Annotated in this window: 12 protein-coding genes; all 12 read left to right on the top strand. The window is 41.7% G+C overall.

All coding sequences use genetic code 11. The features are described from left to right. Positions 1–5 precede the first annotated feature (5 nt). Positions 6–311 (top strand): YqxA family protein, encoded by a 306-nt coding sequence (locus HNQ84_RS05305; RefSeq protein WP_435621404.1) that lies wholly within the window; start codon positions 6–8, stop codon positions 309–311. 94 nt (positions 312–405) lie between these two features. Continuing rightward, entirely contained in the window at positions 406–2,232 is a 1,827-nt protein-coding gene (gene lepA / locus HNQ84_RS05300; RefSeq protein WP_435621403.1) for a translation elongation factor 4, read from the top strand. A 47-nt stretch (positions 2,233–2,279) separates the two neighbouring features. Beyond that, positions 2,280–3,422 (top strand): radical SAM family heme chaperone HemW, encoded by a 1,143-nt coding sequence (gene hemW, locus HNQ84_RS05295; protein ID WP_435621402.1) that lies wholly within the window; start codon positions 2,280–2,282, stop codon positions 3,420–3,422. Between the two features lie 77 nt (positions 3,423–3,499). After that, positions 3,500–4,534 (top strand): heat-inducible transcriptional repressor HrcA, encoded by a 1,035-nt coding sequence (gene hrcA / locus HNQ84_RS05290; RefSeq protein WP_183240963.1) that lies wholly within the window; start codon positions 3,500–3,502, stop codon positions 4,532–4,534. A gap of 66 nt (positions 4,535–4,600) precedes the next feature. Further along, positions 4,601–5,185 carry a nucleotide exchange factor GrpE gene (gene grpE / locus HNQ84_RS05285; protein ID WP_183240961.1) on the top strand — a complete coding sequence of 195 codons (585 nt, stop codon included), beginning with the start codon at positions 4,601–4,603 and terminating at the stop codon, positions 5,183–5,185. Positions 5,186–5,198: 13 nt separating this feature from the next. Then, complete coding sequence (gene dnaK / locus HNQ84_RS05280) at positions 5,199–7,016, top strand: molecular chaperone DnaK (protein WP_183240959.1); 1,818 nt, start codon at positions 5,199–5,201, stop codon at positions 7,014–7,016. A gap of 131 nt (positions 7,017–7,147) precedes the next feature. Further along, complete coding sequence (gene dnaJ / locus HNQ84_RS05275; RefSeq protein ID WP_435621401.1) at positions 7,148–8,269, top strand: molecular chaperone DnaJ; 1,122 nt, start codon at positions 7,148–7,150, stop codon at positions 8,267–8,269. A gap of 23 nt (positions 8,270–8,292) precedes the next feature. Then, complete coding sequence (prmA, locus tag HNQ84_RS05270) at positions 8,293–9,231, top strand: 50S ribosomal protein L11 methyltransferase (RefSeq protein WP_435621400.1); 939 nt, start codon at positions 8,293–8,295, stop codon at positions 9,229–9,231. A gap of 14 nt (positions 9,232–9,245) precedes the next feature. Beyond that, on the top strand, positions 9,246–9,995 hold the full coding sequence (locus HNQ84_RS05265) for a 16S rRNA (uracil(1498)-N(3))-methyltransferase (RefSeq protein WP_435621399.1): 750 nt from the start codon (positions 9,246–9,248) through the stop codon (positions 9,993–9,995). Between the two features lie 10 nt (positions 9,996–10,005). Next, positions 10,006–11,358 (top strand): tRNA (N(6)-L-threonylcarbamoyladenosine(37)-C(2))-methylthiotransferase MtaB, encoded by a 1,353-nt coding sequence (gene mtaB, locus HNQ84_RS05260; protein WP_435621398.1) that lies wholly within the window; start codon positions 10,006–10,008, stop codon positions 11,356–11,358. 100 nt (positions 11,359–11,458) lie between these two features. Beyond that, positions 11,459–11,632 (top strand): 30S ribosomal protein S21, encoded by a 174-nt coding sequence (rpsU, locus tag HNQ84_RS05255; RefSeq protein WP_003393897.1) that lies wholly within the window; start codon positions 11,459–11,461, stop codon positions 11,630–11,632. Positions 11,633–11,646: 14 nt separating this feature from the next. Next, positions 11,647–12,090 (top strand): GatB/YqeY domain-containing protein, encoded by a 444-nt coding sequence (locus HNQ84_RS05250; protein ID WP_032100095.1) that lies wholly within the window; start codon positions 11,647–11,649, stop codon positions 12,088–12,090. Positions 12,091–12,106 lie beyond the last annotated feature (16 nt).

The raw sequence follows: 12,106 nt of genomic DNA, 5'->3' as shown, positions 1-12,106 counted from the left end.
GTAAGATGGTGAAATTCACGATACAAAGTTTACTCATCGCCGTCATCTTTTTAGTCGGGGTATTGCTCGGCATGCAACAAGCGAACGAAGGAATGCGGAAAATGAAAGGGTATAACGATCCGTCGCTTGAGAGGGTTGTACACGTATCAAAAGAAGAAACGACCGTCCTTGGTCAATCCATCGAGGAGAAAAAAGAAAAACTGCAACAAATTGAGGCGTTTAACATGTTTTCAAAGGCAGGTCAAAAGCTAGCCATGTTCGTTCATTCGCTCGTTGAACATATGCTCTCATTTATGCAAAAGGCAGGATAGCACTCCGCCTTTTCTTTTTTTGCGTTGAATATTGCAAACGTTGTTGTTATAATCAAAGCTAGCGTATTTCGGAAATTATAGGAGTGGAATATAGATGAATCGTGAAGAAAGATTAAAAAGAAGGGATCGCATTCGTAACTTTTCGATTATTGCACATATCGATCATGGCAAATCAACGCTTGCTGATCGCATTCTCGAGAAGACAGGTGCGCTATCTGAACGCGAAATGAAGGAACAAGCGCTTGATTCAATGGAGTTAGAACGAGAGCGTGGCATTACGATTAAGCTAAACGCTGTTCAGCTTCATTACAAAGCAAAAGATGGAGAAGATTACATTTTACATTTGATTGATACGCCTGGCCACGTCGATTTTACGTACGAAGTTTCGCGTAGTTTAGCGGCGTGTGAAGGTGCGATTTTAGTCGTTGATGCGGCGCAAGGTATTGAAGCACAGACGCTTGCGAACGTATATTTAGCGATTGATAACAATTTAGAAATTTTGCCTGTGATTAATAAAATTGATTTACCAAGTGCCGACCCTGAACGAGTTCGACAAGAAATTGAAGATGTCATCGGTCTTGACGCATCCGAAGCGGTGTTGGCATCAGCAAAAGTTGGCATTGGGATCGACGAAATTTTAGAACAAATTGTTCAAAAAATCCCTGCTCCATCCGGAGATCCAGATGCACCGCTTAAAGCGCTCATTTTTGATTCGTTGTACGACCCGTATCGTGGGGTTGTCGCATATATTCGCGTTGTCGAAGGAACGGTAAAAGCAGGTCAAAAAATTAAAATGATGGCGACAGGAAAAGAGTTTGAAGTTGTTGAAGTTGGCGTATTTACGCCAAAAGCGAAAGTTGTGGATGAATTAACGGTCGGTGATGTTGGTTATTTAACGGCTTCGATTAAAAACGTCAGCGATACGCGCGTCGGGGATACGATTACGCATGCGGACAATCCAGCGAGCGAACCGCTTCCAGGGTATCGCCGATTAAATCCGATGGTGTTTTGCGGGTTGTATCCAATCGATACAGCGCGCTACAATGATTTACGTGAGGCATTAGAAAAGCTACAATTAAACGATGCGGCGTTGCAGTTTGAGCCGGAAACGTCACAAGCGCTCGGCTTCGGTTTCCGCTGTGGCTTTTTAGGACTTTTGCATATGGAAATTATTCAAGAACGTCTAGAGCGCGAATTTAACATTGACATTATTGCAACAGCACCAAGCGTTGTATATAAAGTATATTTAACAGACGGAACAGAGTTAGCTGTCGATAACCCGTCAAATATGCCAGATCCGCAAAAAATTGAACGTGTGGAAGAACCGTATGTTCGTGCGACAATTATGGTGCCAAACGATTACGTTGGTCCTGTCATGGAATTATGTCAAAAGAAACGTGGTATTTTTGGTGATATGCAATATTTAGACGAGCGGCGCGTCACATTGATGTATGAATTACCGCTTGCTGAAATCGTGTACGATTTCTTTGATATTTTAAAATCGAGTACAAAAGGGTATGCATCGTTTGACTATGAATTAATCGGCTATAAGCCATCTAAGCTTGTTAAAATGGACATTTTATTAAACGGTGAAAAAGTTGACGCTTTATCGTTTATTGTTCATCGTGACTCGGCGTACGATCGAGGAAAAGTGATCGTTGAAAAATTAAAAGACTTAATCCCGCGTCAACAGTTTGAAGTCCCTGTTCAAGCGGCGATCGGTAATAAAATTATCGCCCGTTCGACGATTAAAGCGTTACGCAAAAACGTATTAGCGAAATGTTACGGTGGTGACATTTCTCGTAAGCGCAAGTTGCTTGAAAAGCAAAAAGAAGGGAAAAAGCGCATGAAGCAAGTCGGCTCTGTTGAAGTGCCACAAGAAGCGTTTATGGCTGTATTAAAGATGGACGATCAAAAATAAACCGCAGAACGATTCTGCGGTTTTTTATATAGAAAAGGGTGAAACAAGTGATTCAAGCAGCATATATTCATATTCCGTTTTGTACGCACATTTGCCATTATTGTGATTTCAATAAAGTATTTTTACATCAGCAACCGGTTGATGCTTATATTGATGCGTTAATCATCGAAATGGAGCGGACGTTTGAACGTTTCCCGACGTCACGATTACAAACGGTATTTATCGGTGGAGGAACGCCGACGTCGCTTACCGCTAAACAATTCGATCGATTATTGCGCGCTATTCATCGCATTGTTCCGCTCGCTTCGAATGTCGAGTTTACCGTTGAAGCGAACCCAGATGGAGTGAGTGACGAACAGTTGCATGTGCTCAAACAATGGGGAGTCAATCGCCTAAGTTTTGGGGTGCAGACGTTTGATGATGAGCTGCTAACACGCATTGGACGTACACATACGCAGGAAACGGCAATTGCCACAATTGAGCGGGCGCACAAAATCGGCTTTCATAATATAAATATCGATTTAATGTACGGATTGCCAACACAAACGATCGCTCAACTAAAAAAAACGTTGCACATGACGTTTTCATTACCTATTCAACACGTTTCTGCCTACTCATTAATTATTGAGCCAAAAACGGTTTTTTACAATTTAATGAAAAAAAATATATTGCCGTTACCGAGTCAAGAAGAAGAAGCATATATGTACGAAATCATTATGGAACAAATGGAACAACATGGGTATAAACAGTACGAATTAAGCAATTATGCACAAAACGGGTTTTATAGCCGTCATAATATGACATATTGGAATAATGAGTACTACTATGGATTTGGTGCAGGAGCACATAGTTATATGAACGGCGTAAGATATGTAAACGCGGGACCGATTAAAAAATATATTCAACTCATTCAACAAGACCAACTCCCTTATGTAGATACACATGTTGTGTCAAAAGAAGAAGAAATGGAAGAGCATATGTTTCTCGGTTTGCGGAAAATCGAGGGAATAAACAAGGTCGAATTTTTCCAACGTTACGGAAAAACGGTACATGCTGTCTTTGATGAAGCGATTGCGTTACAAAAACAAAACGGATTACTTGAGGAGACAGATGAAGCTATTTTTCTCACACATCGCGGCAAACTGCTAGGAAATGAAGTATTTCAGTCGTTTCTTGGCGTTTCATCTTGACATGACAAGTGCAATTTGATACCTTAATAGTAGATTTAGCACTCGCTTTATTAGAGTGCTAACAGAGGTGATGAGCGTTGCTAACAGATCGCCAATTGTTAATTTTAAAAATTATTGTCGATGATTTTATTCGTTCAGGACAACCGGTTGGTTCGCGAACGTTGTCGAAAAAAGAACAAATTACGTTTAGTTCGGCTACCATTCGCAATGAGATGGCTGATTTAGAGGAACTTGGCTTTATCGAAAAAACACATATTTCCTCTGGTCGCGTTCCGTCTCAGAAAGGGTATCGGTATTACGTTGATCATTTGTTGCCGCCTTTCCGATTAACACAAAAAGATGTACAAACGATTCGCTCGATTTTTAATGAGCAAATATATGAACTGGAAAAAATTATTCAAAAATCGGCACAAATTTTATCAGATTTAACAAACTATACAACGGTTGTGCTTGGTCCCTCAGTGAAAGAACATAAATTAAAAACAATTCAAATTGTTCCACTGAATGCGGAAACAGCTGTTGCGATCATTGTGACAGATACAGGGTATGTCGAAAAGCATGTCGTCACGCTCCCACCTTCTATTCCGACATCTGATGTCGAAAAGATGGTAAACATTTTAAACGATCGGTTGGCGGGCGTGCCTTTAGAAGATTTGACAGATAAAATTCAAACGGAAGTTGCGCATGTTCTGCGTGAACACATCCGAAGCTACGACCACATGTTGCGTATGATTTCTACTTCTTTAGATTTAAATGCGCCTGCACAAATGTTTTTAAGCGGAAAAATGAATATGCTTCGTCAACCAGAATTTAATGACATTGATAAGCTTCGTGCTTTATTTAACGTCATTGAGCAAGAAAAAGAGTTTTATCGTTTGTTAAGAAAGCATAAACAACAAGGCGTCCAAGTGAAAATTGGAACGGAAAACGACGTCGAAGGAATGGAAAACTGTAGTTTGATTACAGCGACATATTCTGTCGGTGGAGAGAAACTAGGCACAATTGCTGTTCTTGGTCCAACTCGTATGGAATATTCGCGCGTCATCTCATTGTTGAATCTTGTTGCGACCGACTTATCGAACGTATTAACGATGTGGTATCAAAAAGATTAGCGATGTCAATATTATGGATGGGGAATTTCCCCATCCGCTTTTCAAGTGTTTGAGGGAGGTGAGAAGATGGAGAAAGAACAGCGTACATATGATGAAACGGTTGAGCAACAAAATGAAGACGCACAAAATGCGCAAGCGCAAGAAGAGCAAATGCAAAGTGAAGAGGTACAACAAGAAGAAAAAGACGAGTTATCACTTGCTTACGAGAAAATTGCTCAATTAGAAGCGAAGTTAGCGGAAACAGAAAACCGTTATCTTCGTTTACATGCTGATTTTGACAATTATCGTCGTCGTGTGCGTTTAGATATGGAAGCTGCTGAAAAATATCGTGCTCAAAGCTTAGTTTCTGATTTGTTGCCGATTTTAGATAACTTTGAACGCGCATTACAAGTACAAGTAGAAGATGAAAAAGCAAAATCGTTACTGCAAGGAATGGAAATGGTTTATCGCGCGTTAATTGAAGCGCTAAAAAGAGAAGGTGTCGAAGCGATTGAATCGGTCGGAAAACCGTTTGATCCGCATGTGCATCAAGCGGTGATGCAAGTCGACGATCAAAACTATGAACCAAACACCGTCGTTGAAGAGTTTCAAAAAGGTTACAAACTAAAAGATCGTGTCATTCGACCGGCAATGGTTAAAGTAAATCAATAGGGAGGGATTATGTATGAGCAAAATTATCGGTATTGACTTAGGTACAACAAACTCTTGCGTCGCTGTATTAGAAGGCGGTGAACCAAAAGTTATTCCAAACCCAGAGGGAGGTCGCACGACACCATCTGTCGTTGCGTTTAAAAACGGTGAGCGTTTAGTTGGTGAAGTCGCAAAACGTCAAGCGATCACAAACCCAAATACAATCATTTCAATTAAACGCCATATGGGTACAGACTATAAAGTACAAATCGAAGGAAAAGAATATACACCTCAACAAATTTCTGCGATGATTTTACAATACTTAAAATCATATGCAGAAGCATATTTAGGTGAGCCTGTGACACGTGCGGTCATTACCGTTCCAGCTTACTTTAACGATGCACAACGTCAAGCGACAAAAGATGCGGGTCGCATCGCTGGCTTAGAAGTCGAGCGTATTATTAACGAGCCGACAGCGGCAGCATTAGCGTACGGATTAGATAAAATGGATGAAGATCAAACGATTCTCGTCTACGACTTAGGTGGCGGTACGTTTGACGTATCGATTCTTGAATTAGGTGATGGTGTATTCGAAGTTAAAGCAACGGCTGGTGACAACCATCTCGGTGGTGACGACTTTGACCAAGTCATCATCGATTATTTAGTTGAAGAATTCAAAAAAGAACATGGCATTGACTTATCGAAAGACAAAATGGCGTTGCAACGCTTAAAAGATGCAGCAGAAAAAGCGAAAAAAGAACTTTCAGGCGTCATGCAAACACAAATTTCGTTGCCGTTTATTAGCGCAAACGAAAACGGTCCACTTCATTTAGAAATGACGTTAACGCGTGCGAAGTTTGAAGAATTGTCCGCTCACTTAGTTGAACGTACGATGGGACCTGTTCGTCAAGCGTTAAAAGACGCTGGATTGACGCCTGCGGATATCGACAAAGTCATTCTTGTTGGTGGTTCAACGCGCATTCCTGCCGTTCAAGAAGCGATCAAAAAAGAGATCGGTAAAGAACCGCATAAGGGAGTAAACCCAGATGAAGTCGTTGCAATTGGTGCTGCGATCCAAGGTGGCGTTATTGCTGGTGATGTGAAAGACGTCGTATTATTAGACGTAACACCTCTTTCACTCGGTATTGAAACAATGGGTGGCGTCTTCACAAAATTAATTGAGCGCAACACAACGATTCCAACAAGTAAATCACAAATTTTCACGACGGCAGCAGACAACCAAACAGCGGTAGACATTCACGTTTTACAAGGTGAGCGCCCAATGGCTGCCGACAACAAAACGCTCGGTCGCTTCCAATTAACAGATATTCCGCCAGCTCCGCGCGGTGTGCCGCAAATTGAGGTTACATTTGACATTGACGCAAACGGTATTGTGCACGTGCGTGCAAAAGACTTAGGTACAAATAAAGAACAGTCTATTACAATTAAATCTTCTTCTGGTCTTTCTGAAGAAGAAATTCAACGCATGATTAAAGAAGCAGAAGAAAATGCAGAAGCGGATCGGAAACGGAAAGAAGAAGTAGAACTTCGCAACGAAGCCGATCATCTCATTTTTACAACAGAAAAGACATTAAAAGAATTAGAAGGAAAAGTAGACGAAGCGGATGTGAAAAAAGCACAAGAAGCAAAAGATGCGTTGAAAGCAGCGCTTGAAGGAAAAGATATCGAAGACATTCGCACGAAGAAAAATGCGCTTCAAGAAGTTGTACAACAGCTTTCAATTAAGTTATACGAGCAAGCAGCTAAGCAAGCGCAAACTCAACAAAGCGAAGGCAAAAAAGACGATAACGTCGTCGATGCCGAATTTGAAGAAGTGAAAGAAGATAAGTAAACAAACAAAAAGTCAAAGTCAGGCCTGCCTTGGCTTTGACTTTTTTGCTATGGAAATATCAAATATATTGCGTAATAAGATGAGACAATGATAAAATTACGTTCATGTGAACGAGTCGGGAGTGGGTGATCATGAGTAAACGAGATTATTATGAAGTGCTCGGTGTAAGCAAAAACGCAACAAAGGAAGAAATTAAAAAAGCATATCGGAAGTTATCAAAACAGTATCATCCAGATATTAATAAAGCGCCCGATGCAGCAGAAAAGTTTAAAGAAATTAAAGAAGCATATGAAGTGTTAAGCGATGACCAAAAGCGCGCGCACTACGATCAGTTTGGTCATACAGATCCGAACCAGCAGTTTGGCGGATTTGGCGGTGCTGATTTTGATTTTGGTGGGTTTGGTGGCTTCGAAGATATTTTCAGTAGCTTTTTTGGCGGTGGGCGCCGACGTGATCCGAACGCGCCACGTGCAGGGGCAGACTTGCAATACACGATGCGTTTGACGTTTGAAGAAGCGGTATTCGGAAAAGAAACAAATATTGAAATTCCACGTGAAGAAACGTGTGATATGTGTCACGGTTCAGGGGCGAAACCAGGAACGAAAAAAGAAACGTGCGCACATTGTCACGGCACAGGGCAATTAACGATTGAACAAGCAACGCCATTTGGCCGCATCGTAAATCGACGCGTTTGTCATCATTGCGGCGGCACAGGGCAGTGGATTAAAGAGAAATGTACAACATGTCATGGAACAGGTCGTGTAAAAAAACGAAAAAAAATTCATGTCAAAATTCCTGCTGGTGTCGATGATGGTCAGCAATTACGTTTAGCAGGTCAAGGAGAACCAGGAATCAACGGTGGACCATCAGGGGATTTGTACATCGTTTTCCATGTTGAACCACATGAGTTTTTCGAACGCGATGGCGATGACATTTATTGTGAAATGCCAATTACATTTACGCAAGCAGCGCTCGGTGCAGATATCGAAGTGCCGACGTTGTACGGAAAAGTAAAGTTGAAAATTCCAGCTGGTACGCAAACAGGTACAAAATTCCGTTTAAAAGGAAAAGGAGTACCGAATGTGCATGGGTATGGAAAAGGAGATCAACATATTCGCGTACGTGTCGTCACACCAACGAAATTAACGGAACGTCAAAAACAATTATTGCGTGAATTTGAACAACTCAGTCAAGGGAATGGCCAAGAAGACAGCTTTTTTGCAAAAGTGAAGCGAGCATTTAAAGGGGAGTAACGTAAAGGAGGAGTTGGTAGATTATGAAATGGTCAGAAATAAGTATTCATACAACACACGAAGCGGTCGAGGCGATTTCAAATATTTTACATGAAGCAGGTGCAGGTGGCGTTGTCATTGAAGATCCATTTGAACTAACGAAAGAGCGTGAAACGACTTACGGGGAAATCTACCAACTCAATCCTGACGATTACCCCGAAGAAGGCGTTATTATTAAAGCATATTTACCGGTGAATAGTTTTTTAGGTGAAACGGTCGAAGAAATTAAACAAGCAATTAATAACTTAATGTTATATAACATTGATATCGGACGAAATAAAATTACAATTAGTGAAGTGAATGAAGAAGAATGGGCGACGGCGTGGAAAAAGTATTACAACCCAGTTAAAATTTCTGAACGCTTCACGATCGTTCCGACATGGGAAACGTATGAACCGGTTTCAAGCGATGAATTAATTATTGAGCTAGATCCGGGCATGGCGTTTGGCACAGGCACGCATCCGACAACAGTCATGTGTATTCAAGCGCTTGAAAAAACGGTTAAAGAAGGAGATACAGTCGTTGATGTCGGTACAGGATCCGGTATTTTAAGCATTGCTGCTGCGATGCTAGGTGCCAAACGTGTCCATGCGCTCGATTTAGATCCGGTTGCGGTAGAAAGTGCAAAATTGAACGTGAAGTTGAATAAAGTACACGATGTCGTGACCGTTTCGCAAAATAATTTACTTGATCGAATGGATGAACAAGCAGATGTTATCGTGGCAAACATTTTAGCTGAAATTATTCTTCGTTTTGTCGATGATGCGTATCGTTTGTTGCGCTCAGGTGGCGTATTTATTACATCAGGTATTATTCAAACAAAAAAACAAGAAGTAAAGGAAGGGCTTCTTCGCGCTGGTTTTACAATTGAAGAAACGTTAACGATGGAAGACTGGGTTGCGTTTATTGCAAAAAAACAATAAAAAGGGTGTTCGTGTTGCAACGATATTTTGTACGTAACAAGCAAATCGTTGGCGATCACGTCATGATTTCTGGCGATGACGTCCATCATATCGGACGGGTGATGCGCATGAATGAAGGTGATCGCCTTCTTTGTTGTAATGAACGTAGTGAAACGATGCTTTGCGAGATCGAACAAATTTCCAATGATTTTGTTCGATGCCGTATTATACAATGGATAGAGACAAACGTTGAACTTCCTGTGCACGTATATATCGCAAGCGGATTGTTAAAAGGAGATAAATACGAACTCGTTTTGCAAAAAGGAACAGAGCTTGGAGCAAAAGGATTTCTTCCGCTCATCACCTCTCGTTCGATCGTCAAATGGGACGAGAAAAAAGGCGATAAAAAAGTGGAACGTTGGCAAAAAATCGTGAAAGAAGCGGCTGAACAATCGCACAGGGCTTATATGCCATCTGTTTATGCTCCGATGACGATTCGTGAACTCGTTGCATGGGCGCGCGATATCAATCAAAAATGTATCGCATATGAAGAAGAGGCGAAAGAAGGAAACCATCGTTCGTTTGCTCATCTTCTTCAAACGATGAATAATGGGGACACTCTCCTCGTCGTTTTTGGACCAGAGGGCGGACTATCTGAGCAAGAAGTTGCTCTATTGAAAGAACATGGGTTTGTCGCATGTAGTCTTGGACCGCGCATTTTACGGGCGGAGACGGCGCCGTTATACGCATTATCAGCAGTATCTTATGAATGGGAACTTAAGTGAGGTGATATACATGCCAACGGTTGCATTCCATACGTTAGGATGCAAAGTGAATCATTACGAAACAGAAGCGATTTGGCAGTTATTTAAACAAGCGGGATACGAGCGAAAAGATTTTGAAAGCCACGCCGACGTATACGTTATAAATACGTGCACAGTAACGAATACAGGGGATAAAAAAAGTCGCCAAGTGATTCGTCGTGCAGTGCGCCGCAATCCTGATGCGGTCGTCTGTGTAACGGGCTGTTATGCGCAAACGTCTCCTGCAGAAGTTATGGCGATTCCAGGCGTCGATATTGTCATCGGTACACAAGATCGCGGCAAAATTTTAGAGTACATTGAGCAGTTTAAACAACAACGTCAGCCAATTAACGGTGTGCGCAACATTATGAAAACACGCGTATATGAAGAGCTTGATGTGCCTGCGTTTACGGATCGAACACGCGCATCGCTGAAAATTCAAGAAGGATGCAATAACTTTTGTACGTTTTGTATTATCCCATGGGCGCGCGGTTTAATGCGCTCACGCGACCCGAAAGAAGTTATTCGTCAGGCGCAACAACTCGTTGATGCAGGCTATAAAGAAATTGTATTGACTGGCATTCATACAGGCGGATATGGTGAAGATATGAAAGATTACAATTTCGCCATGCTGTTGCGCGATATCGATGAACAAGTGAAAGGATTAAAACGATTGCGTATTTCATCGATTGAAGCGAGCCAAATTACAGATGAGGTCATTGCGGTATTAAAACAGTCCGATAAAATCGTCCGTCATTTACACATTCCGCTGCAATCTGGTTCAAATACGGTGTTAAAGCGGATGCGTCGCAAATATACAACCGAATTTTTCGCGGAGAGACTAGCACGTTTACGTGAAGTATTTCCAGACTTAGCTGTTACATCAGATGTCATCGTTGGTTTCCCAGGTGAGACCGAAGAAGAATTTATGGAGACATACGAATTTATTCGCGAGCAGCGTTTTTCTGAGTTACATGTCTTCCCGTACTCGAAACGGACAGGCACACCGGCCGCGAGAATGCCAGATCAGGTCGAGGAAGAAATAAAAAACGAACGCGTACATCGTTTAATCGCACTTTCCGATCAATTAGCGAAAGAGTACGCTTCAAAGTTTGAAGGACAAGTGCTTGAAATCATTCCAGAAGAGCCTTATAAAGAAGATCCAGCGAGCGGATTATACGTCGGTTATACGGATAACTATTTAAAAGTGAAGTTCCCAGCAACAGAAGAAATGGTGGGTAAACTTGTGAAAGTGAAAATTACAAAAGCAGGCTATCCGTATAACGAAGGGGAATTTGTTCGCGTCATCGATGATGCCCATGAAGCCATTCGGTTAAGCTCATAAAAAGAAGTTGACTTATGAACTTGGTTATATTATACTTTGAAAGTACATGTTCTAACATGTGCCAAGGATTAGCGGTTTTGTTCGGAGGGAGGGAAGTAGGATGTCGAAAACGATCGTTCGTAAAAACGAGTCGCTTGAAGATGCTCTTCGTCGCTTCAAACGTGCGGTTTCCAAAACAGGTACGTTACAAGAAGCAAGAAAGCGCGAATTCTATGAAAAGCCAAGCGTAAGACGCAAGAAAAAGTCTGAAGCGGCTAGAAAGCGCAAATATTAAAAGAGGGTGTATTTATGAGTCTTCTCGAACGTTTGAACAATGATATGAAGCAAGCGATGAAAAACAAAGAGAAGGACAAATTATCGGTCATTCGCATGGTGAAATCCGCTTTACAAAATGAAGCGATTAAACTTGGCAAAACGTTGACCGAGGATGAAGAATTAACCGTACTTTCTCGCGAATTAAAACAGCGTAAAGACTCCCTCCAAGAATTTGAAAAAGCTGGTCGCACAGACCTTGTTGATAAAGTCAAGGAAGAGATTGCGGTTCTTGAACTTTACATGCCGAAGCAGTTGAGCGAAGAAGAGCTTGTGCAAATCGTAAAAGAAACGATTGCCGAGGTAGGCGCTTCCTCAAAAGCGGATATGGGTAAAGTGATGGGAGCGATCATGCCGAAAGTGAAAGGAAAAGCAGACGGCTCGCTCGTAAACAAACTTGTTCAACAACATTTGAGTTAAAACACCTTACGACATC

Source organism: Anoxybacillus eryuanensis (assembly GCF_051200995.1).
Classification (GTDB): domain Bacteria; phylum Bacillota; class Bacilli; order Bacillales; family Anoxybacillaceae; genus Anoxybacillus; species Anoxybacillus tengchongensis.
The sequence above is the reverse complement of the archived record's forward strand: the minus strand, read 5'-3'. Positions and strand labels throughout refer to the sequence as shown.

Excerpts from the sequence above, each read along its gene's own strand:
- HNQ84_RS05305 (WP_435621404.1), top strand. The coding sequence starts at position 6 with ATGGTGAAATTCACGATACAAAGTTTACTCATCGCCGTCATCTTTTTA.
- lepA (WP_435621403.1), top strand. The coding sequence starts at position 406 with ATGAATCGTGAAGAAAGATTAAAAAGAAGGGATCGCATTCGTAACTTT.
- grpE (WP_183240961.1), top strand. The coding sequence starts at position 4,601 with ATGGAGAAAGAACAGCGTACATATGATGAAACGGTTGAGCAACAAAAT.
- dnaK (WP_183240959.1), top strand. The coding sequence starts at position 5,199 with ATGAGCAAAATTATCGGTATTGACTTAGGTACAACAAACTCTTGCGTC.
- dnaJ (WP_435621401.1), top strand. The coding sequence starts at position 7,148 with ATGAGTAAACGAGATTATTATGAAGTGCTCGGTGTAAGCAAAAACGCA.
- prmA (WP_435621400.1), top strand. The coding sequence starts at position 8,293 with ATGAAATGGTCAGAAATAAGTATTCATACAACACACGAAGCGGTCGAG.
- mtaB (WP_435621398.1), top strand. The coding sequence starts at position 10,006 with ATGCCAACGGTTGCATTCCATACGTTAGGATGCAAAGTGAATCATTAC.
- rpsU (WP_003393897.1), top strand. The coding sequence starts at position 11,459 with ATGTCGAAAACGATCGTTCGTAAAAACGAGTCGCTTGAAGATGCTCTT.
- HNQ84_RS05250 (WP_032100095.1), top strand. The coding sequence starts at position 11,647 with ATGAGTCTTCTCGAACGTTTGAACAATGATATGAAGCAAGCGATGAAA.